At 58.4% G+C, this 25,636-nt stretch carries 16 protein-coding genes; 13 read left to right on the top strand and 3 right to left on the bottom strand.

Annotated elements, in window-relative coordinates; genetic code table 11:
* Positions 1-228: 228 nt before the first annotated feature.
* Positions 229-1,944, bottom strand: a complete 1,716-nt coding sequence (locus HALRU_RS13700; RefSeq protein WP_015301985.1) for an MBL fold metallo-hydrolase — start codon at positions 1,942-1,944, stop codon at positions 229-231.
* 211 nt (positions 1,945-2,155) lie between these two features.
* On the opposite strand from HALRU_RS13700, the gene HALRU_RS13695 reads away from it, so the two are divergent.
* From HALRU_RS13695 to HALRU_RS13685, 3 genes are read left to right on the top strand one after another with little or no spacing between them, the layout of a single operon-like run.
* Entirely contained in the window at positions 2,156-2,827 is a 672-nt protein-coding gene (locus tag HALRU_RS13695; RefSeq protein WP_015301984.1) for a hypothetical protein, read from the top strand.
* Positions 2,814-3,068 carry a hypothetical protein gene (locus tag HALRU_RS13690; protein ID WP_015301983.1) on the top strand — a complete coding sequence of 85 codons (255 nt, stop codon included), beginning with the start codon at positions 2,814-2,816 and terminating at the stop codon, positions 3,066-3,068. Before HALRU_RS13695 ends, HALRU_RS13690 begins: the two co-directional genes overlap by 14 nt.
* Complete coding sequence (locus tag HALRU_RS13685) at positions 3,065-5,167, top strand: type B DNA-directed DNA polymerase (RefSeq protein ID WP_015301982.1); 2,103 nt, start codon at positions 3,065-3,067, stop codon at positions 5,165-5,167. The genes HALRU_RS13690 and HALRU_RS13685 overlap by 4 nt, the downstream gene beginning before the upstream one ends.
* A 395-nt stretch (positions 5,168-5,562) precedes the next feature.
* On the opposite strand, the gene HALRU_RS15775 is transcribed toward HALRU_RS13685, so the two are convergent.
* Both HALRU_RS15775 and HALRU_RS13680 read right to left on the bottom strand, forming a co-directional pair.
* The gene (locus HALRU_RS15775; protein WP_015301981.1) at positions 5,563-5,703 is read right to left on the bottom strand and encodes a hypothetical protein; all 141 of its coding nucleotides are present in this window, start codon (positions 5,701-5,703) and stop codon (positions 5,563-5,565) included.
* 240 nt (positions 5,704-5,943) lie between these two features.
* Positions 5,944-6,330: a hypothetical protein gene (locus HALRU_RS13680; RefSeq protein ID WP_015301980.1), complete on the bottom strand. Its 387-nt coding sequence runs from the start codon at positions 6,328-6,330 to the stop codon at positions 5,944-5,946.
* Positions 6,331-7,253: 923 nt separating this feature from the next.
* Between HALRU_RS13680 and HALRU_RS13670 the strand changes: the two genes are divergently transcribed.
* From HALRU_RS13670 to HALRU_RS13625, 10 genes are all read left to right on the top strand, one after another.
* Positions 7,254-7,688 (top strand): pilin, encoded by a 435-nt coding sequence (locus tag HALRU_RS13670; protein ID WP_015301977.1) that lies wholly within the window; start codon positions 7,254-7,256, stop codon positions 7,686-7,688.
* Positions 7,689-7,713: 25 nt separating this feature from the next.
* Entirely contained in the window at positions 7,714-9,477 is a 1,764-nt protein-coding gene (locus tag HALRU_RS13665) for a hypothetical protein (RefSeq protein ID WP_015301976.1), read from the top strand.
* A 30-nt stretch (positions 9,478-9,507) separates the two neighbouring features.
* The gene (locus HALRU_RS13660; protein WP_015301975.1) at positions 9,508-10,347 is read left to right on the top strand and encodes a hypothetical protein; all 840 of its coding nucleotides are present in this window, start codon (positions 9,508-9,510) and stop codon (positions 10,345-10,347) included.
* Positions 10,348-10,349: 2 nt separating this feature from the next.
* A complete protein-coding gene (locus HALRU_RS13655) occupies positions 10,350-11,546 on the top strand; it encodes a hypothetical protein (RefSeq protein ID WP_015301974.1) in 1,197 nt (398 codons plus the stop codon).
* Between the two features lie 5 nt (positions 11,547-11,551).
* Positions 11,552-14,869 (top strand): VirB4 family type IV secretion system protein, encoded by a 3,318-nt coding sequence (locus HALRU_RS13650; protein ID WP_015301973.1) that lies wholly within the window; start codon positions 11,552-11,554, stop codon positions 14,867-14,869.
* Between the two features lie 16 nt (positions 14,870-14,885).
* Entirely contained in the window at positions 14,886-16,025 is a 1,140-nt protein-coding gene (locus HALRU_RS13645) for a hypothetical protein (protein WP_015301972.1), read from the top strand.
* Between the two features lie 5 nt (positions 16,026-16,030).
* Positions 16,031-19,075 carry a type IV secretory system conjugative DNA transfer family protein gene (locus HALRU_RS13640; RefSeq protein ID WP_015301971.1) on the top strand — a complete coding sequence of 1,015 codons (3,045 nt, stop codon included), beginning with the start codon at positions 16,031-16,033 and terminating at the stop codon, positions 19,073-19,075.
* 251 nt (positions 19,076-19,326) lie between these two features.
* Complete coding sequence (locus tag HALRU_RS13635; RefSeq protein WP_015301970.1) at positions 19,327-21,327, top strand: type I restriction-modification system subunit M; 2,001 nt, start codon at positions 19,327-19,329, stop codon at positions 21,325-21,327.
* Positions 21,320-22,651, top strand: a complete 1,332-nt coding sequence (locus HALRU_RS13630) for a restriction endonuclease subunit S (RefSeq protein WP_015301969.1) — start codon at positions 21,320-21,322, stop codon at positions 22,649-22,651. The genes HALRU_RS13635 and HALRU_RS13630 overlap by 8 nt, the downstream gene beginning before the upstream one ends.
* Entirely contained in the window at positions 22,648-25,605 is a 2,958-nt protein-coding gene (locus HALRU_RS13625; RefSeq protein ID WP_015301968.1) for a type I restriction endonuclease subunit R, read from the top strand. The genes HALRU_RS13630 and HALRU_RS13625 overlap by 4 nt, the downstream gene beginning before the upstream one ends.
* Positions 25,606-25,636: the final 31 nt, after the last annotated feature.

Raw genomic sequence — 25,636 nt, 5'->3', positions numbered from 1 at the left:
CCAGCGAAATCTATGGAGTGGACAATATTATAACTATTGGGCAGGGGCGAACATTAACTATGTGAACGCCATGCGGTCTAAACATTAGTCATTGAACCTAATCCGTACTCAATTAGGGGCGGCTTCGGTCAGACGGGGCACCGCGGAGGAATTTGTTCAGCTACTGAATTCTGACGGCGGGATAATAGAAGGGGTACGGTGACTGCCCAAAGTTGAGTCGGACGCCTGTCACCGATCGACGTCGTCACGACCATTGCGTTCGTGACCGTCTTCGGTGTCCAGGTCTGCCGGAAGTCTAATACGAAGCTGCTGGCCGTGTTCTAGTTCGTCCGGCGGATCCTCGAGCCGGAGCAAGATCGTCCCGTCGCCGGCGTCAACGACGTGAGCCTCCACGACGCTATCGGCGACCGCCGCCTCGATGCGCTGCAGCCGGGCATCGATATCGGTCAGTGACGGTTCAGCGTCGCTTTCGTCGATCGACTGCATGCCGGCTTTGTTGGGATCTGGAACAGAGTTTGTCGTGTCCGGACAATCGGCATCAGTCGTCTGTTCACCTCGAACTCCTTTCGGCGCAAGGCCTTCCGGCTCATCGTGGAGTCGATCGCGAAGGCGGTCGATATCCAGCCCTTCGGCGCGGAGATCGACGTCGTCAGCACGTTCAACGGACGGGAGTTCGAGATCCATTCCTCCATCGCCGAAGCGGAGCGCTGTCGCGTTCGTCCCCGCCATCACGCGTCGCGTCGTCGACTCGGTCACCCAGGGTGGAGGTGTCCATCCCGTCTCGTCGAGAATCGTGTACGTCTGCGTGTCGTCCGTCGCCCAGACGAAGCTGTCGTACTTGTCTTTGTATTGTGACGCAGCAGCGCCCTGTTGATGCGTAACAACGACGTGGACTGGCGACAGGGTCTCGACGATATCGTCGATCGTTTCTTCGGTTGGGTGATTGCTCAGCGTGAACTGGTGGGTGGTACACGCGTCGCCAGTCACGGGTTCGGTCGCGCCACCGGTGAGCTGAACGAGGGTCGCGCCGGGATCGTCCGCAATCGTCTCATAGAGACGGCCGGCACTCCCGTCAACTGGCACCTCAGGCCCGGCAATCGTCACGCCGCCTGGAGTGAGTACGGTAGAGGGATCGGTAAAGTCGGGAATCGCTTCGACGTTCGGCACGTCGTAGCCGAGCTGCTCGTAGAGCGTTGCGACTTGGCCAACAAGAATGATCTGCCAGGCTTCACCCCGCTCGTCGGTGAGGTGCCCGAGGAGGTACGCGATCTGCACTCCAGTGAGCCCGCTCGCCGTCGCCAGCACGGTCGAACCCGCCCGGACGCGTTCGCAGACGGTGCCGACGGCGTCGGTGAGGGTTGATTCGAAGTCGGCACTCGTCGCAGCGGTGAGGACGACCGCGTCGACGTCGACGAACGCCTCGGGATCGAACCCGGGGTAGCCGGCCGCTCGACGCATGGTGAAGTCGCCAGTGATGAGAATCGTCCGCCGCTCGTCGCCGTCTTCGACCTCGAACAGGAACCCCGCCGCACCCGGCGCGTGGCCCGCCGGTACCGGACATACTCGAAGCCCGGAGACGATCTGTGTCCACTCGTCGATGGGCGTCAACTGCTCTAGCACTCGATCCGTCCCCGCGAGGTCGTAGTGGTCTTCGCCCGCCTCGAAGACGTCCTCCAGGATCTGCGCCGTATCCGGGGCGGCGTACAAGGGCGCCGCGTGATCCAACGCCTCACCGAGCGACTGGTAGTGGTCGAGGTGAGCGTGGGTCAAACAGACCGCCGAGAGGTATTCGTCGTCGGCTTCGTCGAGGAGGTCGGCCGTGGAGACGTTCTCCCCGGCGTCGATCAGCACGCAGACGGTCTGGTCGGCGAGCAAGCCGTCGATTCGCAAGACGACGGACTCACGCCCGGAGTACGGATTCGCGTGCCGATACTGTATCTCCATTATCCTGTTTTCCCCGTCTATGTGCGATAATATATAACCTTCCTAGCGTAGCGCCAATCTCCCGACGAACGGCTATCGATGCGGGGTTATCCAGTGTGGAACGACTCGTAGGATCTCTTGCGACCGGCTGTAGCCGGGGCTCCATTCCCGCTTCGGAAATTTCGGAAATCGGGCCCCGACCAATACAACAATCCAAGAGATTGTATCACTCATGCACCGATTCGATAAGCCAGCCATCCCGGAACTCCCGGATCTCGAACCCGGAATCACACTATTGAAAGCGGACGACCCGATCACGCCACTCCACTCCCTCGTCGTTGATCACGTCCTCATCGATGGCGGCAACGGATACTGGGTCGATAGTCACGGTCACGGTCGTACGGACACGCTGACAGACGTCTCACCGTCGGACCGCATACTCGACCGGATCGAGGTCGCACGCGGCTTTACACCCCAGCAACACCACGAGCTCGTCGCGACGCTGTCGAAACGGCGGATCGATCCCTCGCTCATCGTCGCACCGGCCGTCGACGGGCAGTACCGCGACGATAGTCTTCGATCGGGAGAAGCGACCAACCTCTTGCTCCGTACACTCGCGCGGCTGGCTCGACTCGCCCGCGACCACGAGTGTCCAGTCCTGGTCACCCGTGCTCGCGACGACGCACTATCGGAACCGGTATCGGAAATCGCGTCGCACACCGTGAGTTGTCGTTCGACCCCGCTCGGTCCTCGGTTCGAGGGTGAAGACTTCGAGACGCTCGTCTATCCACAGGAGGACGGCTGGGTACAAACGACGCTCGCATTCTGGGCCGAGGTGCTGCGGGCCCGCGAACCGCTCTACGCGGACGCCCCGACGGAGGTGCAGATTCATGGGGCGCACTAACCCGACCTACCGTGATCAGGTGCGGTCGATCGAGGAGCGATGGGGCGACTATCGCCGCGCGCTCCGAGGGCAGGATCAGCCACACTTCGATCGACTCTTCGAACACGGTCGGCAGTACGCCGACGCAGCGGGCTACCAGAATCCGACGGATCCGATGTTGGCGTTGCTCGTCTCGATCGTACTCGCACAGGAGCGCCGGATCACAGAATTGGAAACGCAATTCGACGAGCGCGAGTCATGACGGCGGGACTGTTCAAGGTCGACTACCTCGACGGCGAGGTTCTCAAGTGGCACGCCACCTCGGACGGAGTCGAGACTGTCTCGAACACGGACTTCACGCCGACAATCTACGCCATCCCGGACGGTGACCACTCGTTCGAGGAGCTCGCCGATCGGCTCGATCCGCATCCGCTCGCGATGGATATGCAACTCGAACCGTGGCGACGTGGCTGGCGTCACGATCCTGAGCCCGTCCTTCGGATCGACGTCCCGGATATTGACGCCGTCGACGAACTCGCCTCCCACCTCAGGGACATCGGGCGGCCGGGAGATGTGAAGTGCTTCAACGTGGATTTCTCGCGGGAGTTCCGATACTGTCTCGAAACGGGACAGACGCCGGATCCCGCCCGGGACCTCCGGACGCTCGGACTCACCGCGCCGGCGACCGCGATGGTCGACGATGTCCTCTCGAAGCTGTCGGTCGACGGTGAGCGGGTGTCAGGTAGTCCAGAGGCGGTCGTGGAGCGTGTCGACCGGGCCCTCGGCCGTATCGACCCCGATGTCCTGATCCTCTCGTCGAGCGAACTCGTGCCGGCGCTGTACGATGCAGCCGATGTGGTTGGTCGCGACGACTTCGACCTGGGTCGTCGTTCTGGCTGGCAAACGCTCGCCGGCGCCTCGACGTTCGAAAGCTATGGACAGGTCGGGCACTCTCCCGCCCGGTACAACGTCCCTGGCCGGGCGATCATCGATCGGTCGAACACGTTCTTCTACGATCAATCCGGTCTGCAGGGGATCCTCGACCTATCGCGACGATCCGGGAAACCCCTCCAGGAACTCGCCTGGGCGTCGATCGGCAACGTCCTTACGGCGATCCAGATCACTGAATCGCGGGAACTAGATGTCTTGACGCCGTGGAAGTCCTGGCGCCACGAATTCTTCAAGTCGATGCGGACGCTTCACGAGGCCGACCGCGGCGGCTACACGTTCGCCCCCGACGTCGGCGTTCACGAGGATGTCCACGAGCTCGATTTTTCGTCGCTGTATCCCAACATCATCGTCACGCGGAACATTAGCCCGGAGACGATCTGCTGCGACTGTCACGATAGCGAAGACGTCCCGGGACTTGGCTACTCGATCTGCGACGAACGTGGCTATCTGGCGGACGTCCTCGAACCGCTGATTTCGGATCGGGACGCGATCAAGGCCGAGATTCGGGAGACCGACGATGAAGGGCGAAAGCAGGCACTCCAACAGAAGTCGGACGCGATCAAGTGGATCCTCGTCTCGTGTTTCGGCTACCAGGGCTTCTCGAACGCGAAGTTCGGTCGGATCGAGTGCCACGAGGCGATCAACGCCTATGCCCGCGAGATCTTGCTCAATGCGAAGCAAACGCTCGAGGCCAACGGCTGGCGAGTCGTCCACGGGATCGTCGATAGTCTCTGGGTCCAGGCCAATGACGGGATGGCCCAGACTGCGCTCGAAGCTGTCGCTCGCGAGATCTTTGCCGACGCTGGGATTCGTCTCGAGTACGAGGGCGGCTTCGACTGGGTGGCGTTCGTCCCGATGGCCGACAGCAAGGCCGGTGCACTGACGAAGTACTTCGGTCGGAAGCACGACGGCGAGTACAAGTTCCGCGGCATCGAGGTTCGCCAGCACTCGACGCCGCCGTACGTCGCCGATTGCCAGCGTGAGTTGATCGAGGTATACGATTCGACACGGACACCCGAGGCCGTCTGTGATCGACTCGATCGGCAACTGCAGCGACTTCGGTCGGGCGAGGTGAACCCGATGGACCTCGTGATCGAAGTTCGCTCGTCAAAGCGCCTAGAAGAGTACACGCAGTCAACTCGGTCGGTTGCAGCGTTGGAACGCGCCGAGGCTGCCGGGATCGGTCGCGAACCCGGGCAGCCTGTCGAGTACGTGGTCGTCGACGAATCGAAATCTGGCCGTGAACGCGTGCAACTACCCCACGAGGGGATCGAGGAGTACGACGCGGCGTTCTACGCGACCGAGGTTATTCGGGCAGCGGAGAGTGTGCTGTCGCCGAGTGGGTGGCGTGAAGAAACTATCCGAGAGTATCTGGCGGACCGGGTTGAACCGACAATCGGAGCGTTTTAGAATTCCCGTTTGGTCCCGATCAGCGACGGTTCGACACGTTCGCCGATATTTGCGTAGTAGAGTGCGAGATTGTCCTCCAAGTCTGTGGTTAGATAGTGTTCAATAACCAGTTTGATGGCTTCGGTGCGGTCTGTATCGCCAGTATTGTGGGCGTCAAGGTACGCCGGACCGACTTCTTCATCAAAGCGGACGTTAGTGACTTCGGCGCCGTCTCAAACTTTTGCCTGTATTCAAAGGAATAGACTGAATCTAAGCAGGAAAATCGGCAGACAACCTGTTGAATTGTCTGACGACAAAGTTTTTGCTGAGGATGTGGAAGGTAAACCCGAGACAGTCAAATAAAAGAGATATCAACGGGACTGGTGGATCAGTCCCAGGTTCGAGGTCGACGGCCGTTACCGGTTCCGTCGGCGTGCACGACGCATCTCGCGTTCGGCCTCGCGCTTGGCCTTTCGGAGTTCACGTTCCGCTTCACGTTCGGCCTTGCGCATCGCCTTACGCATCTCGCGTCGCATCTTGGCTTTGCTAAATCCCATGACTGTCTCACCTCGTTACCGCGTTCTCGTTGGCGCTTCGCACTCTCAGTGGTGCTTGTGGGGTGCGCCGTCGACAAATCAGAGCTGCCGATCATGCGATACAAATCCGTTGTGGCGCGGCTATAAAAAAGATTTCGGGGTGGTACAAGCTTGAGGTCACCTCGAAATGTATAGTACAAGCTGTATGTTCCTCGTTCTCAATTTCGATAGCCGAAAAAATTCGTACTTGAATTGATCGGTTTAGAGTCCAAGCTTTTCGACCGCCCACTCGGGCGCAACGTCTGGGTGGTCTTCTACAAGATCGAACCAGCTATCGCGGACGTCTGGTCCAAGTTCATCAATCTCCTCGGGAGTAGGATCCTCGAGATCGATCATTTCACCGTCGTCAGGATTCGAAGGGTGGATAGCAAAGAGCCCGTACTGGGCGGCGATCCGGTCGCAGTGACTCTCGACGGTCCCCTGTGAGGTGTCAGTCTGCTTGGCGACCCACGATGCAGACCCACTGAACTGTTTCCAGGCGGCCGTTTCAGCTTCGTTTTCAGTAAGGTCTGTCGTCCGAGCGAAGTACGCCGCGAGGTGTTTCGCGTGAACCTGTTCGGCTTCGGATGGCTCGCTTGGTGATTTCATATGGTCAGGTACCAGTCAATTGAGAATAAAGTTTGAGGTGGGCGGGTGAAAGCGAACGTCACAGGTCCGGGTTGAGAATCCAAAGAATCCCCACGAACAAAATCATCGGTCCGGCAATCGCTGCAGGGATTATCGAAAACACATCTCTTGCATGAATACCTAATTCGTCCGAGACTCCACTGAATTCCATCATGAGCATTGCTATGACGAGTGCTACTGCAAAAATGGTGATTCTACCTCGAATTGACGCCATACAGGCTTGAGCCGGTAAACTGTATTCAACTTTCGGTATGATTTGAGGCTAAGTTGGGAAGATGACAAACCTTGTGGAACCAGAGAGGTGCACCACGGCAAATGAAGCACGCCACTCTCAAGGAATAAGGAACGTGGACTATCTGAGTAGATCAGAAAGAGGAGTCTGTATATACCTCAGCTAATTCGGTGCACCACAACCGCGACCATGCTTAATATAAATATATGCATACATTTATAATATTGTGTATTCGGGATCCAATCGTGGTAAGAATTGTTTGACAGTAACAATTGCAATCGACCCCACCGCACCGGTGGGAAAATTGCAGAGGCCGAAGCCAGACCCGTACGAGACTGCTACGGGCCGAAATAACCTCCGCAAGAATTCGCAGTAATGGAATCAACCAAAGTCACGACGTCCATCTCAATTCAACCGGCAGATGCGGTATTCCTCAGCTGGGCTGCTGGAATCAACGCATCTGGCCTCTTTCGGGAGGCTCTATCGGAACAGATGGCGTATCGAGATATCGACCGCAATCGCCTCATCGAGCTCGTAGAACGGACCGTCCAAGACGGAGACCGTGACCTCGACGATTTGTGCAAGCACACGTCGAGTCTCGACGATCTCGAGGCAATACTCGAAGAAACTGATCATCCACAACCCGCAAGTCATGAGTGAGCAGTCACCCTCCACCGCCGCTGAATCGGCCACGAACACACTGAGTGCGCCACTACAAACCCTCGCACGTCCGCCTGTCGTACAGCTCGCAGTCGGGCTGGCGTTCCTCGTCGTCGCAACCAACCCCGTCTCCGCCGATGTCGGTGACGTCTACTGCGATACGGGGGTCGAGACTGGCATCTCGCTGGTATTCGGCGCACTCGCCGGCCTCGGACTGCCCGCGACCGCCTTCTTCATCGGTCGAGCAGGGCTCTCGTACATGCGAGCAGGCGGGAATCCCGAGAAAAAGAACGACGCGAAGCAGAAGCTCGTGATGTCCGGACTCGGATTCGCGATTATCGTAACCGCCCTCGTGTCGCCCGAACTCGTCGACAAGGTTGGCAGTCAGATGGGGTTCGCCTTCTCGGACTGCGTCAAGCCGATATAGCGCCATCGAACCTCGACCCTCCACCATGTCCCTGCATCGAACGGCCGTCGTCCTGATTGGAGCACTGCTCGTCTGTAGCTCCGTCTCTCTCGCGATCGGCGGCACTCCTGTCGCGGCGCCGAACGAGAATGTTTCCGAGACGACCCTCCCAGAAGACGGGCCAGCATACGGTGTCAACAGCAGTGACTTCTACAAGCTCTGGTCCGACGACGTCGACGATGCTGAGATTCCCGAAGACGCTCTCGAGGACCGCGAAAACGTCTCACAAGAGGAGTTCGAACGAGCCCTCGCAGAGTCGACCGATATCCCGTTCGAACAGCCGCCAGCGGCGCCGGAGATCTGGAACCGTGGGGATCTGAGTGACTACAATCCAGGCGGCTCTGGGGCATCCGTCGCTCCATCTAACGCACAGCTCACCGACGGCGCCTACATCAAAGATGCGTTCGTGAGCATCGGGGCGATCCAGTCCTCGACGATTCTCCACGACACGAACGAAACGGATCCAACCCAGTACATCGCTCCAGACGGCGAGGTACTGGCGGTCACCGATTATCGAGTCGCGATCCCCGATGACAGGGAGGACGAAAAGCGAGAGGAAGAGTGGTCGCTCGTCGATACCTCGCTGGAGTCGGTTACCCTCAAAGCGAACGGTGAAACGCTGAGTGAGGCCGATGCTCATCGCTCGGTTCTTGAGTACTCAGACCTGTCCGGCTCGGTCAACCTCTCCGTCGAGACAACGATCTCTGCATCGTTGAACGTCGACAAGGAGATCTGTACCGACTGGAACGTAACCGGCGGCACCTGTGACGAGTGGTCGTCCATCGACGACGAGATCGCCGTCGAGCAGACCGTCTCGGATTCGCGATCGGTCGTCGTGAACGAGCTGTCGAACCTCTCCGGAAACCGTGTCGAGTTCGAAGCAGTGCCCGGTCAGGTCGGCGCTGTCGTCAACCCGGATACGGAGTGGTCGACGATCACCGTCGACGAAGACGCCCAGACGCGCAGCAACTGGTGGTTCTACACGGCCGGGACGCCAGGGTGGAACGAACTGGTCACGCACGAGGCCGATGGGTCGACGACGTCACCGTCGTCGGTTCGACCTGTCGAGGTCCACGCGTTCCCGAGCGAAGTGGCACCGTACGTATCGGGAACGACTGCAGATGGATCCGCCTCGATGCAGATCGAAGAGGTATGGGGCGAAGAGCGGACGGGACCGACACTCCCGTCGAATATCGACCTCGAGCCAGCCAGCCCGTACTCGAACGCTGATTCGGTCGCGTTCAGTTCGGAGACGATCGATGCAGCGGCACTGGACGAAGTCACCGTCGACGGGATCGTCAGAGGACAGTCGGAGACGATCTCGCTGGGGAGGTCACAGACGGTTCGAGAGGCAACGCTCTCGCTCACTGTTCAGGAGTCAAACTCCTCGTCCGCGACCGTCCAGGCGACGGTGGTGGACGCCTCCACCGACGAGCCAGTTACGGCTGGACAGGTCAAAATCGGAAACCAGTCAGTTCCGCTCGATGCGAGCGGAGAAGCCACGATCACGGTCTCGAACCCGGAACACATCGTTCGCGGGGAATACGTCCCAGGGAAGTGGTGGCAGACCGACCACGCTTACTCCTCAGCTGAGGACACGACGATCGTTCGCGGAGACACGTTCGACTTCAAGGCCTTCGTCGATCTGGTCGTCGTGACCCTGCTGTGGTTCCTCCCGCTCAGCCTCCTGGTGTTCGGACTCGACTACGTGACTGACGGGGAGCTGGTCGGCCTCGAGCGCAACTCGTGAGCGACAGAAAACAACCAACGAGAAGATACTATGAAATTACACGACGGAAACCAGCCACGAATCGCCCGACGAACAGCCCTCGCCTGCGTCGCAGGTGGTATTGCCGGTCTCGCGGGGTGCACTACCTCGAGTGAAACCCCAGACGAGCCAAATGAAGATCAGCCTGAAAGCGAGACGTTCGACTCGGTCGACTGGGATGGGCCGACGCTTTGTGCAACGCTCGCCACGGATGTCTCGGCCACCTACGTCGATCTCGTCGACCCGAACGGAGAGACGCTCAGACGGGATCATCCACAGGACACTGCGGATGTGTCCTTCACGCTACTTGGTGAGACGGAAGACGGGTACGAACCGGGCAAGTATCGTCTCGTCGCGTCGGACGGAGACTCGGCGATCGGTGAGACTACCGTTTCGCTCGATCCAGAGTTCACGATCACGGACGTCAAGTGGGCAGCGGAACACCCTGATCTAGAGTGGGACAAAGACCAATCCGACTGGGAAGACCGCGCAGCTATCGAGATCGAGAACACGGGGACTGCCCCGTCGTACGTAGAGCAGATCCGGTGGACGGACGCACCACTCTCCAAGGTGATGTATCCGGCAGAGACCGAGTTCTATCACCGTGTCCTCCTTCCAGCTGGTGAGACCACTACGATCTACGGTGCGGCCGTCTACGCAACGGACGGACGGTTCGGTGAGTCGATCGATTGCAGCGAGATCGAGACTGACGAACTGACCGCGACGGCGATCGTTCAGGCCGGTGAGAATCCGTCGTACTCGCAGACTGTCGAGTACGGGGAGACGGAGGGTTCCTGCGACCTCTCCATCGTCGACGGAGTACCGGTCGAGTCCACTGCCGGAGGTGAGTAACGGTGGGATGGCTCCGTGAAGAGGTCGAAGGGGCCATCGAGGGCGTCATCAGATCCATCCAGGAAGCGTTCCTGGGATTCGCCGATGACCTGTTCCAGTCTCTCCTGAAGCCGATCGTCGGGGTCCCCTCGCCGACCTCTGACTCTCGGTACATCGTCATCGGGGAACCGGACAACAGCCCCTGGGACGAGCTGTATTCGGAGTTCTATCTCCAGCACGTCGTGCCGTTGACGATCATGCTGCTGTTCCTCGCACTCGCCTTCATCGGACTGCGGTCCGGATCGATCAGCAACTACAAGCGAAAACGGTTGCTTCGACGTCTCGGGCTCGTCTTTCTGGGGACGTTCGTCTGGTTCCCGATCGTCTCGCTCCCGCTACAACTCGTGAACGACATCGGGATGACGCTGGCCCCGATCGACGATATGTCCGGCGGGTTCGGCGAACTCATCAAGGCGGGAGTCGGCGGTGTGTTCGTCACCCTCCTCGTCGTTCTCGTCTCGAACTTCCTCCTGTTCGTGGGGGCGTTCATCTTCGCGATCAGGTACCTCAGCATCATCCTCCTGACGCTCCTGATGCCGCTCCTCGGCGTCCTCTGGGCGATGGATATCTGGCCGATATCCCCGGCGTCGCAACTCACTAGGCGTGCTGCCGGGGTCTATCCGGGTCTCATCCTGGCTGGAATCCCCTGTGCAGTCGTGTTCCGGATCGGCTGGCAGCTGGACCCGTCGCCGAGCACGGACGGCCTGTTCAGTATGATGCTCGGGCTCGCGCTCATTCCCACAGCGTTCATCGCGGCGATTATGACGGTCTACTGGTCCGCGCCGGCGATGAAGGCGCTTGCTCATCAGAGCGTCCAGCGGACGAATCCAGCGGCGGCAGGTGCTGCCACGAAACGCGGTATGGGGACGGGCGTCAGGGGCGCACGGAACGTCCATCGCGGTTACTCGACGAACACCACTAGTGTGGTGACCAAGGATGGGGAGAAAGCAATCGAAAATGCCGGTTCAAGAACGTATAAGATAGGATCAGCAGCCCAATCGACGAAAAATCACGCACACCGGTACAACAACTTACGGAACACCAAGACAGGCAGAATGCGCGACAAAGCGAAACTCGACGCCGGTCAGTCGGCGAAGATCGCGAAGTCACAGGCGAAGCAGTCGTTCAGAAACACGAAAAACAAGGTTTCCCGGTGGTAACTCCTATGAGTACGAACACGGACGACGGCGAGTACAGCGCGCGGCGAATACACCGGACACTCGGCGGGACGACCGCGTTCTTCCACGGCTATTCGATCGACGAACTGTTGCTTTTCCTCGGAGTGGCGTTCTTCACACTGGTGGGCGCCGCAGTCGTTCCAGCTGCGCTCACGATTCCGGTCGTCGGCTTCGGATTGATGCTCGGTCTGGTGCTTGCTATCCTCCACAAAGTGAAACCCTCGTACCTGTGGCTCACCGAGTGGCTGGTCGCTCGGCTCGGCTGGGCGGTCAAGAACAAGGAGTACACGCACGGACCGGACAATAGCGAAGTCCGGTACCTGACCCGTGTCGGACGGGTCTACCCACACGCTATCGAGCGGACTGATGGTGCCCTCGTCGGCGCGGTGAAGGTCGAACCGGCGAACATGGCCCTGGAGGACGAGGAGGCGTGGGCGCGGGCCGTCCAGTCGCTCTCCGAGTTCGTCAACGCAACCGTCGATTTCCCGGTCAAGTTCTACATCACCAGCCGCGAAGTCGATCAGGACGAGACCGTTCGCGACCACCAGCACCGACTCGGTGACGCCGACATCCGTTCGCGACCGGTCCTTCAGCGATTGCTGGAAGAGTACGTCGCCCGGAACACGAACGCGAACGGCGACGTCGACTCCGAACGGACCACCATCCGGGAGTTCTACATCATCACGGCTGTCGGGGATAGTGACGTCGAGCATCTCGACGAAACCGGTGATAGCGTGCTGGCGTTCTTGGCCGATCTTCGAGTCGTTGGCCGCCTATTCAGTCGATTCCAGTCGGACGGACTCTCCGACGGAGAACGGGAGCGACTCAAGGAGGAGAAACTCGAATCGCGTCTGTCGCAGCTCCGACGTGGTGGTGCGTCCCTCTACCGGTGTTCTGTCGGCACCGTCGACGCCTACGAGCTGGTTCGCGTCACCAAGGAGTACTGGACCGGACAGACGGAGACGTACGGCGACATCACCGAGGCGATCGGAACGTTCCCGGTCGTCGCACATGGGTTAAGCGAGCAGGTTCCATCGAATCCGCATCCGGACGCCGTCGTCGACGCGATCGACGAGGCGGCGAGTCGAAAGCGACCTCACAATGCCGATCGGGAATCCGATGAAGAATCAGAGTGGACGTTCCCACTCGAAGAGTTCGACGATGACGAGGGCCGGGAGTCGTCGGACGCCGAGCCATCCACCGAACCCGAGGATCGGCTCGACGACCCCGCGACGATGCACCAGTCGGTCATCGCCCCGTCGACGGTCGACTGGGAGACGACCTACGCCGTCATCAACGACGAGACGTACGTGCGGACGTTCTGGATCGAGCAGTTCCCGGAGGAGCCGCCCAACGGCATGTTCGAACGGTTGCTGTTAGAGACGGATCTGCAGACGGACATCAGCATCCATCTCGATCCGTTCGACAACCACTCGGCAGAGGACATGATGGCCGCGTGGATCTCCGATCTGAAGGTCAATCAGCACGACTCGAATAGTCTCCAGTCGGAGGACCTCCAGGAGGACATCGACCGGGCGAAGGTCATGCGGTCGCTTGTCCGCGCCAACAAGGCCTCGTTCTACCGAGGTGGGGTCTTCATCCGACTCTCCGCCGAGAGCAAGCAGGAGCTCGACAACAAGACGACGCGTCTCCGCTCGATCGTCAAGGACGCCCCCGCGAACAGCACCCTCAAGGTAGCCAGTCGCTGGCAGGAGAAGGGACTCGCGACCGTCTCACCACTCGGACAGAACGAACTCGGTCGTGACCGAATGTCGACGATGACGAACCAGGCGGTCGGCGCCATGTTCCCGTTCTCGTCGAACTACATGATGATGGACGAGGGCGTCGAGTACGGATATCACGGCCACAACGGATCGCCAGTACGTATCGATCCGTGGGAGCTGGAGACCGGTCACAGTGAACTCGTCGTCGGGATGCCCGGCGCCGGGAAGACGTTCGGCGCCATCATGCGGATGCTCCGGATGATGAAACGCCGGCAGGACACGATGCTCGTGATGATCGATCCCGTCGGTGGCTTCAAAGGGATCGCAGATGCCCTAAACGCGAAGACGATCACTGTCGGTGGCGACACGCGCCTGAACCCGCTCGAGATCCGTGAGACGCCCGAGGAAATCCTCGAATCCGACGACGGAGCCTCACCACTCTCGGCGAAGAAAGACGAGGTGCTGGCCGTTCTGGAGAACTTCCTGACCGCCCGGGAGATCGACCTCGGGACCGAGACCGGTGTGCTGTCGTACGTGATCGACGAGGCGTACCGGCAGGCGGGTGTCGTCGAAGACGACGTCAGTACGCACACGCCGAAGAACTCGCCAACGATGGCGGACGTCCACCAGGTTCTCGCCGATATCGCCGAGAACCCCGACGAGCACAACATCGCCGAATCCGAATCCGCTCGCGAACGCGCGGCACAGTACGCTGACGAGCTCGCGATTGCCTTCCAGCCCTTCCGTGAGGGCGGCGCGTACGAAAACCTCTCGGAACCTTCGGAAGTCGACATCCTGGAGGGCAACGACAAGGTCGTTTACATCGACCTCGGTCAGATCGAGGGGACCGCGTCGGGGATCGATCGCCAGACGTTCCTGATGCAACTGCTCCTGTCGACGGTCTACCAGCAGGCGAAGAAGACGGACAAGAACGTGGAGGTCGCGATCGACGAGGCCCACTACCTCTTCGAGGATCAGGCGAATCTCGACTTCCTCGAGACGGCGTTCCGTCACCAGCGCCACGCTGGCCTGCGGATGGTGTTACTCTCCCAGACCGCACAGGAGTTCTACGAGACCGACCAGGCCGAGAAGATCATCGGGATGTGCCCGATCAAGGTGTTCCACAAGCTGCCCGATCTGGACGACGAGACGGCCGACAAAGTCGGCCTCACTCGCGAACAGCGCCAGTACGTCAGGAGTGCAGACGCCGGGAAGGAGGAACTCGGCTACTCGCAATCGCTCGTTCGCGTCGAAGAACACGGAACCTACCCGCTCCACGTCGTCGCCGACGACTTCGAGAAGCGGGTGATCGATTATTCGCCCGACGATCAGGCCATCATCGAGCGAGCGATCAACAGCGACCCCGAGGAGATCGTCGACTTCGAGGAGTTCCTCGAAGGGGAGGCCGAGCGGAACGCACTCCGGAACCGGTTCGGTGTGAGTGAATCGGTCCTCGAACAGGTGGAAGCGTACGCCGATGGGGAGGAGGACGCCAACCCGAAGTCAGGAACCGAATCAGAACCGGCTGAGGAACACGAAGAACCGCTCGCCCGCCCGGATGGCGGCGAAACGAGCGACTAAGCACTACCGACGAAGGATGATGTCCAAACTGGTATCCAAGGTCAACCGCGCCGTCTTCGGGTCACCGCAGTACGTCGCGACGAAGCCCGGGCTCGACGAGCCATACGTCCAACAACCCGAAAGCGCACCCGCGGTCCTGCTCCGAATCCGCCCGTACAAGGAAAATCAGGGGGTCGTCGACGGAGCCGGATTGCTCCAGTCCGTCCACGACGTGACGACCAACTTCCGGGGGAAGAACACGAGCGATCACCACTCGTTCGAGGTCTGGTACGACGAGGGGAAGATCAAGTTCTACATGCACGCCGCGACGGAGGGGGCTGCCGACAAGTTCCGCCGTCGCGTCGGGAACAGCTACGCCAACAGCGAGGTGTTCCCGGTCGAAGACGGCTACGCGTTCCCGGTGATCGAACCCGACGAATACGTCGCCGGCGCGTGGATGGAGATGGAGAAGATGCCGTACTACCCGATTCGCCACCACAATGCCGAGGGGTGGGAGACCGATCCATACGGCGAGATCACGAGTGAGATGCTGTCGACGGACGAGAGCCGGGTCATCACACAGGTCGTGTTCCGCCCCGCGAAACAGTCCTGGACCGACGGCGACCGGTTCAAGCACAACAGCGTCGACGACCTCGCTCACGGGCTCCGCCAGGGAACGTCGGTCGGCTGGATGGACCCGACGACACGGCCCGCCAGCGCGAAAGACAAGCAAGCGGCGAAGACGATCGAGGAGCAGCGCGGCGAACAGGCGTTCCACGTCAACATCCGCATTCTCGCCATCTCGCCGAGTCCCGACGAGGCAGAGGCGCGGGCCCGTGGTGTCTCTGGGATGTACAGGAAGTACTACAACGCAGTCACCGAGCAGGGACTCGACGACAAACCTGTCTGGCACCATCGGAAGACGTTACGGGCGAGGAGTCTCAGGAACCACGTCCAGCGAATGGCCGATCGGGAGTGGCTCGACCGGCGCATGATCATGACTGTCGACGAGCTCGCCGGCGTCGCCCATATCCCCAACGACGAGATCGAGACGCCGAGGATCGATTGGCGATACACGCAGCGCGGTGACCGTATCCCCGCTGATGCGGCTCGGTACGACGACACCGACGTCCCGGAGCAACGAGAGTCGATCAGCGAAGAACCGGTGGAGGGGTGAGCCCGATGTTTGGCCGGTTCACCGGAGACGACGAGGAAGCGGACGGACAGGAGGGCCATCCTCCAGAGTCGGAGAGCGATCAGTCCCACGAGGGAGCTGATAATGGCCCGTCGACGAGTACCGGAGAGCCGTACCAGATCGTCGAACGTGACCACACTCGCGTCGGCGGCAAGCCCGTCATCACCCATACGGAAGAGGAAGGGCTCGTCGCGGGGCCCCACGTCCGGAAGATGTTCGAGAGTGGCGTCGACGAGCCCGAGAAACCCCTCTGGATTGGCTACGACGACGGGGCCCAGACCGGATTTCGAGAGGCCCCGATCAAGTTCAACTCGCTGTTCCGGCACGTCTGGATCGCCGGGACGACGGGATACGGGAAGACGACGTGGCTCGTCAACTCGATGCTCCAGCTCGCCTACCAGGGCCACGGCTTCGTCTACTTCGACCCCAAGGGGAAGGACTCGCGGGAACTTCTGCAACGCCTCCCGAAGGATCGGCTCGACGACGTCATCTGGGTCGAGCCGGGATCGAGCGACCACGACCGGAGTATCGGGCTGAACTTTCTCGAAACGCCGGCAGCGGAGACCGAGGCCGATCTCGAGAACGAGATCGAGAATCGCATCGAGAACCTGAAAGCGATCTTCGACACCGACGAGTACTGGGGGATCAACATGGAGTCGATCACCGAGTCCATGGGTCGGGCGATGATGAAGTCCGACCGCGAGTTCTCGGTGATCGATATGTACTTCATCCTCCTCAACGCCGAGCGGCGCCAGCAGTTCGCCGAGGAGGTCGAGGACCCATTCATCGCCGAGTTCTGCCAGGAGATCGCGGACATGGAAGACGACGTCGTCCGACCGCTCACAAAGCGGATCAAGTCCTGGGTCGAGAACGCGATCATCCGTCGGATCATCGCCCGTCGTGAGAGTACGGTCGATTTCCGAGAGGTCGTCGACGAGGATCGTATCGTAATCGTCCGGACGCCGGTCGAGAACAAGGACATCAAGAAGATGGTGACGCTGGGCGTGATGCGCAACGTCTGGTCGGCGATCCAGCGTCGCTCCTACGAGATGCGCGAGACGCCGAAGCCGTACTTCGTTTTCGCGGACGAGTTCGACGACATCGCCAGCGAGAGTCTGGATGTCGAATCGATGCTCGCCCGGGCCCGATCGATGCGTCTCTCGGTCACGCTCGCCTCACAGTATCCCTCACAGCTCGAAGAATCGGTCGTGAAAGCGATGAAAAACAACTGCGACAATCTGGTCACGTTCAGCGTCAACGACGATGAGGACGCTGCAATCTTGATGAAGCGGTTCCGAGGCTACACCGCCGAGGACCTCATGTCGACCGACCAGTACACGGTCTGGACGAAGCTGCCGCTCGAGGGTGGGAAGTACTCCGAGCCGGTGAAACTCCGGACGTTCCCACCCTATCCGCCACTCCGGTCGCACGAGGCCGTCGACGAGATAATCGAGGAGAGTCTGCAACGGTACGGTGCCGACGTCCTCACCGACGAGGAGATCCGGGCGAACCTGATCTATGGCGAGTACAACGAGATCCTCACGCCGGAAGATGACGACGAGGAGAGTGAACTGGAAGCGGATGCTAAGAGCATTCCAACTGATCGAATCCTCGAAGGCGTGTTCGCCGCGCAGATCCGACCGGAGATCGATGTCGACGACGAGGGGTTCGTCGCGATCGCGGACGCCAAGCGTGAGATCGAGCGTCGGATGGGCGACACCGGCTACAAGTCCCAGCTATCGAACGTCATCGAACAGACCCTCTACGACGGACAGTACGCCGAAGTGGATCGGCGAAGCGGGCAGTCGGTCGTGAAGCTCACCAGTGCCGGGCTCGTCGAACTCTTCGGCCAGGACACCGGGAGCAGCGCGAGCGGTGGAAGTGACGACCACCGCATTATCCTCCAGAAGTCTTACGAGGCGTTCACGAAACTCGGCTACGTTACCAGTCTCCCGACGCAAGAGGGTGACGAGCTTGCCGACGGGATTGCAGATCTCCCGATCGACCCAATGGACGGCGAGACGCTGGCCGAGGTGGAGGCCCGTCGCGATGAACTCCGGGAAGAGTACCCCGCGATATGGAGACTGAGTGAGGGGCGGCCTGTCAACATCGAAGCGGAGACATCGACGATCGAGAAGCCCAAGCAGACGCTGACGAATCTCCGGAAAGCCGTGAACACGGATCGATTCTGTGTGTTCGCGCTCAAGGACGAGAGTGCCACCAGGGACGAATTTGGGTACTGGGGACGTCGGGCCGAACAGGTACTCTACGATTCTTGGCGAGATGGGAACGAAACGGCGATCGATCACGGCCAGCTAACGTTCGCGAGTAGCGTCGACGACGATGGACGCCGTCACTTCTACAACAAGGCGTCTTTCGTGGAGTTCGACGATGGCGTGTATGCTCTTCGGCCAGCCTACGACAAGGATACGGAGCGTTCGATCTCCCTTGAGTGGGTCGAGACCGACGACGGCGTCGTCTGTCGCGATAGCAGCGGGACGGTTCACGCCAGGTTCGACGACCTGGAGGAGCTCGAAGAGCCATCGACGAATGCCTTCCCCGCGTACTACGAGTACGACCGCACCGAAGGAGAGTTCATCGTGTGGGTTGAGGGTGAAAAGCACCTCTACAACTCACGTGAGGAGTTCGAAGCTGACTGGAAACGCGTATACGCTCCGTTCGTCGCTGAACTCGAATTTGATCGGATGCCAACGGAAAACGACTTCGCACTCGTCGTCTTCCCCGATGGAGATAACTCAGAATTCGATGAACCTCAGATCTACGAGAAAGGCGACCTCCAGCCGCTGCACCAGGAGCTTGACATCGGTGACGCCGCCTTCGACGAAGACGCCGATGTAGGAAGCCCCGAGTCTGCGGACGGAGAAGAAGACCGCAACGAAGAGAGGACTGAGAGTGAGCGCAGAGCGTCCGAAAGAGGATCAGAGAAGAAGGATCAATCCAATGCGGATCAAAACGACGTCGACGAGTTCGTCAGCATGATGGCAACGAAATTTAATGAAGACGAGCGGTGACACTCGTTATTGCTCTTAGTTGATGTACCTATCAAACTTTACCGGGCGCTCTGTTAGGCAATCACCATGGTTTTGTTCTCCGGAGGATAGCAGTGTTCCAGTAATGTTTTCTCGGATATGGCGGAGATACTCCGGATAAGCGATAGAATTGATTTTCTGGTAACACTAACTCCTTTTTCAAGAGCGTCGACACGTGGCTCATCGAGGATGCTCCGTGGGGTTTATCGGATATACATACATCGAACCGTATAATGGTCGAGAACTTCAACGAGAAAGCGGATTTCATCTGGTCTATTGCGGACCTACTCAGAGGAGACTACAGACAGTCAGAGTACCAAAAAGTAATTCTCCCGCTAACAGTCCTCAGACGTCTTGACTGCGTTACTGAGCGGCATCAAGAAGAGGTGCGAGAGCGATACGAGCAGCTACAGGAACAGGGCATCGAAAACGTCGCACCGGCACTGAAGCAGGCTGCCAACGCAGAGGTATACAACACCAGCGAGTACACGTTCAAGTCGCTGTGCAACGATCCCGACGACATCGCGGAGAACCTCCAGTACTACATAAATCAGTACGACGAGGAGACGAAGGAGATCTTCGAGAAGTTCGACTTCGACCACCAGATCCAGCGCCTCGAAGAGGCCAATCTCCTCTACAAGGTGGTTCGACAGTTTGCGGAACTCCCCCTCCATCCGGATGAGGTCCCCAACGAGGAGATGGGCTACATCTACGAAGAACTCATTCGAAAGTTCAACGAACTCAGCAACGAGACTGCTGGCGAGCACTTTACCCCGCGAGAAGTCATCGAACTGATGGTCAACCTCGTCTTCCAAGAAGATGACGAGGCCCTAACCGAGCAGGACGCCATCCGGACGGTGTACGATCCGGCCTGTGGGACAGGTGGAATGCTCAGTGTGGCCGAGGAGTACGTTCGTGAACTCAATACTGACGCAAACCTCCACGTCTTCGGGCAGGAGCTGAATCCCGAGTCCTATGCCGTCTGTAACTCGGATATGCTCATCAAGGGCCAAGAGCCCGAGAACATCATCTACGGGAACTCCTTCACCGAGGACGGCTTCCCGAGTCGGACCTTCGAGTATATGCTCTCCAATCCACCGTTCGGGGTCTCCTGGAAGAAGGTCAAAGACGAGATTGTGCGCGAACACGAGGAAGAAGGGTTCGCCGGACGATTCGGTGCGGGGACGCCACGGACAAACGACGGTGCGTTCCTATTCCTCCAACACATGATCAGTAAGATGAAGCGGCCCGCGGAGGGTGGCTCCCGTATTGCCATCGTGTTCAATGGCTCTCCACTGTTCAACGGCGGACCCAACAGCGGAGAATCAGCCATCCGACGCTGGATTCTGGAAAACGATTGGTTAGAAGCCATCGTCGGCCTGCCGGAGAACCTATTCTACAACACGGGCATCCGGACGTACATCTGGGTGCTCTCCAACAACAAGCCCAAGAAGCGTGAAGATGTTGTACAGCTCATTGACGCCCAGGATCTGTATGCCGAGATGGACGAAAGCCTGGGCGAGAAGCGCCACGAGCTCACGCAGGAACACATCAACGAGATCTCTCGCATCTTCGGTGACTTGGAGGCCAACGGGCGCTCGAAGGTCGTCCCCACCGAGGAGTTCGGCTACCGCCGCATCGTCATTGACCGGCCGCTACGAATGAGTTTCCGTGCGACCGAGGAGCGCATCGAGAGCCTCGACGACGAGCGGGCGTTCACGAACCGCGACGAAGAGGTACAGGAGGCAGTGAAGGAGGCGCTCTATGAGTTGGACTCGGAGACGCAGTGGATGGACCGCGAGGAGTTCATCGACGAAGTGGAACTGACGTTCAACATGCATGGCGTCGACGTTCGTAACAGTGTCTACAACGCGATAGAGCGTGCACTTGGCGAGCAGAACGACGACGCCGAGATCTGTCGGGACGGGAACGGCAACCCCGAGCACGACGGCGATTTGCGTGAACGCGAACGCGTGCCCCTTGGGACGGACCTACAGGAGTACTTTGAGGAGGAGGTAGCGCCGTACCTGGAAAATGCTTGGATCAACGAGAGCAGCAAGTATCACGACGACCAAGATGAGGAACTCGGAGTTGTGGGATACGAGATAAACTTTGATAGGTACTTCTACGAGTATGAGGAACCCCGGGCACTTGAGGATATTAATGAAGAGATTGCGCAGGTGGAGTCGGAAATAGTGAGCCTGGTACAGTGCGCAGGGGAAGACAATGAATAACTTGAGAGATAACGACGATCCGCTCAGCTCTGTTCGTCATGATCATGATCGAATACGACTAAAATATCTCGTTGATGTCAATCCAGATTCGGTGACTGGCCAGTTTAGCGATTCAGACGAGATTGAATATGTTGAGATTTCGTCTGTAAACGCAAGAGGAGAGATAACAGACACTCAAATGGTCGAATTTGGAGAAGCACCGAGTAGGGCACAGCGTTTAGTTCAACCCGGTGATGTTTTGATTTCGACAGTCAGGACATATTTGAAGGCGATTGCTCAGATTCAATCACCTCCCGAGAACATGGTTGTCTCCTCTGGTTTTGGGGTATTGCGCCCCAACGAGCGAATCAATCCGGATTATCTCTGGTATGTCCTGCAGTCGACTCCATTTATAGATTGGGTTGTCGCAAACTCAGAAGGCGTGTCGTATCCGGCGATTAGCACGGGCCGCCTGTCAGATATGGTGATTCCCGTACCATCAATCACCCAGCAGGAGAGAATCTGTGCTTATTTAGACCCATGGTTAGATTCGATAGAACAAAATGTAGGCCGATTGAATGGATATAAGAAGGATCTACTCAATCAGAAGGATCACCTACAACGGGAACTCATTCTGGGTGCGGAATCGCCTTGCGAGACATCCGTAGACTCAGGAGTAGATTGGATAGGCGAAGTCCCCAAACACTGGGACATAGTCCGCACTCGCTTCGTCGCCGAACTGGAATCCGGACACACTCCTGACCGCTCTAACGACGAGTACTGGGAGAACACCGACATTCCGTGGGTCACGACTTCCGACATCAAGCCTTTCCGCGAAGGACGTAAGCGTTATCTCTACGAAACCGAGTACCAGATCAGCGAATTCGGGATGGAAAATTCCGGGGCACATCTCCTTCCTGAGGGTACTGTCTTCCTTTCACGTACTGCGTCGGTTGGCTTCTCCGGTATCATGGGCGAGCCGATGGCGACCTCACAGGACTTTGCTAACTGGGTTTGTGGCGACGAGATCATTCCGGAGTACCTGCTCTACGTCTTCCGCTCGATGGATCAGGAGTTCGATCGGCTGATGCAGGGCTCTACTCACCAAACTATCTACATGCCCGACATCAAGTCGTTCAAAACTCCGCTCCCACCGCTCGAAGAACAGCGCGAAATCGTCAACCATATCGAGGCCGAAACTGAACGTCTTTGGGAACTCATCGATCGAGTAGAGGAAACTATCGATCTCCTCGAAGAGAAACGCCAAGCACTCATCACCGCTGCGGTCACGGGCCAGATTGATGTATCAGAAGTGAAAATGGCACCTAAGGCCAGTTTCACATGAGTAAACAATATGACGAAGAAGCCTTTGAAAACGAAATTGCTGCCGCTCTCCTGGAACGCGGCTACACGCGCATCCCCAGCGACGGCTTTGACGCCGAACGGGGCATCTTTCCCGACGAGGTTATCTCGTTCGTACAAAAGACCCAGCCCGAGGCCTGGGAACAACTGGAGACCGCCCACAAGGGCAGTGCTCGCGATCGCTTTCTTCAGGAACTGACCAGCGCGCTCGAACGCCAAGGCACGCTCGAACTCCTACGCCATGGGCTTCACACCACTGGAACGAAGATCGACCTCGCAACGTTCCAGCCCAATACGGGTATCAATCCCGAACTGCAGGCTCGGTACGAAGCGAATTGCCTCGGTATCACCCAACAACTCCACTACTCGGCAACGAACCCGAATCTAAGTCTTGACCTCACACTGAGCGTCAACGGCATCCCAGTCGCGACGGCCGAGCTTAAGAATACCTTTACTGATCAGGCTAACAGGGATGCCCGGGAGCAGTACCGCCAGGATCGCGACCCGAACGAACCCATTTTCCGGTTCAAACGCGGTGCATTGGTTCATTTCGCGATCGACCAGCACGAGATCCACTATACAACGGATCTCGATGGAGAGGACACCAAATTCCTCCCGTTCAACAAGGGCCACGAAATGGGCGGTGGAAACCCCCCACGAGAGAACGACCACCGCACTGCATACCTTTGGAAAGAGGTCTGGGCAAAGGATAGCTGGATGGAAATCATTCAGCGGTTCATTCACATTGACATAGAGGAGATCAAGAAAGACGGCATCACCGTCGACGAGGACGAGACGATAATCTTTCCTCGCTACCACCAGCTGGAGTGTGTCCGCCAGCTAGTTGACAACGCGAAAGAAGAGGGTCCTGGTGAGGACTACCTCATCCAGCACTCTACGGGGAGCGGGAAGAGCAAGTCCATCGCGTGGCTCGTCCACCGGCTCGTGTCGCTGCACAACGACCAAGACGACGCGGTGTTCGACGGCGTCGTTGTCGTCACTGATCGGACCGTTCTAGACAAGCAGCTCCGGGATACTATCTACGAACTCGATCATAAAACTGGCGTTGTTCACGCAATTAAAGGTGAGAATCGATCGAAATCGGAGGAGCTCGCAGAGGCCATCGAAGCTGGCAAGCCAGTTATCATTACGACGCTGCAGACGTTCCCGTACGTCATCGAACACACGCAATCACTGCCAGAGCGAGATTACGCCGTGGTCGTCGACGAGGCTCACAGTAGCCAGACCGGAGAGATGTCTGCCGAGATGAAGGGGATACTCTCGGGTGTTGACGAAGAGGATATCGAGGATTGGGAGGACAAAATGGCAGAAATTGCGAAGGCTCGGAACAAACAGCCCAACATTAGCTTTTTCGCGTTTACAGCAACGCCTAAGGCCAAGACCTTACAGGCGTTCGGTGAACCTGACGGAGATGGTGGCCACGAGCCGTTCCACCTCTACTCGATGCAGCAAGCGATTGATGAAGGCTTCATCATCGACGTCCTCCAAAACTATACGACGTACGAGACGTTCTACAACGTCGCTAAGGTCGTCGAAGAAGATCCGCAGGTCCCCGAACAGAAGGCAGTGAAGGCTATCTCGCGGTTTCTGAAGCTCCATCCACACAATATCTCGCAGAAGGTTCAGATCATCGTCGAACACTTCCGAAACCACACCCAGCAAAAGATCGGCGGGAAGGCGAAGGCGATGATCGTAACGTCCTCTCGTTCTCACGCTGTCCGGTATAAGAAGGCAATTGACGAGCATATTGAGGAGAACGGATACAATATCAGTGCGCTTGTCGCCTTCAGCGGAACGGTCGAAGAGGATGATGGAAGCTACACAGAAAAGGGGATGAACGACGGCCTCAAGGAGTCGGAACTGCCTAACGCCTTCGATACGCAGGAGTATCAGGTTCTAGTCGTCGCTGATAAGTACCAAACAGGTTTCGATCAACCGCTCCTCCACACAATGTATGTCGACAAGAAGCTCTCTGGGATCCAAGCTGTCCAGACGCTATCCCGGCTGAACCGCCAGCATCCCGGGAAAGAGGATACTTTCGTGCTGGACTTCGAGAACGAGCAAGACGAGATCAAGGAGGCGTTTGAACCCTTCTACGGGAAGACGACTGTGAAGGAGGATATGGATCCGCAGCATATCCAACAGTTGGCGTCCGATCTTGATGCATTTCGTATCTACGAACAGGAAGAAGTCGACCGCTTCGCGAAGGTTTTCTTTGACCCGTCTAACACGGGGACTGAGGGATCACACGGGAAGCTCAGTAGCATTGTTCAGCCAGCTCGCGACCGGTTCATCGCCAAAAATGAGGAAACCAAGGAGGACTTTCGCACGACGCTTCGATCATTCCTGCGATTATACAAGTTTCAGTCTCAAATCGTTAGTTATGCGGACACACGCCTAGAGAAGCTCTATACCTTCGGTCGTTTCCTGTATAAGGAACTGCCGAAGAATTCACACGAATCTTCCGTCGAGTTCGACGACGAACTAGCCCTTCAGTATTATCGACTTGAGAAATCCGAGGAGGGATCCATCGGGCTCAGTCCGACCCGTGGTGAGGTCGATGGTCCCACAGAGACCGGAACGGGAGGCTCAAAAGGAGATGATGAAGTAGAGCTCTCGACCATCGTCGAGAAAATCAACGAGAAGCTCGGGACCGACTTCACGGAAGCCGACCAACTGTTCCTCGAGCAACTCAAGGAAGACGCGCTCAACGACGATCACCTCCGACGCTCGGCGCGCGCGAATAGTCGTGAGAACTTTGCGCTAGAGTTCGACGATGCGCTAACTAGCATGTTCATCGAGCGGATGGACCAGAACCAGGAGTTATTTGCGGAGTTCATGGACAACAAAGAAGTCCAGAAGGTGATTACCAAACACCTTCGTCAACAAGTGTACCAAGAGAGCCAACCAAGATAATTCTCCGGACCTCAAACCGGTGTTCCGCTCA

Origin of the sequence: Halovivax ruber XH-70 (genome assembly GCF_000328525.1) — an archaeon.
Classification (GTDB): Archaea; Halobacteriota; Halobacteria; order Halobacteriales; family Natrialbaceae; genus Halovivax; species Halovivax ruber.
This window is presented reverse-complemented; position numbering and strand designations above follow the sequence as displayed.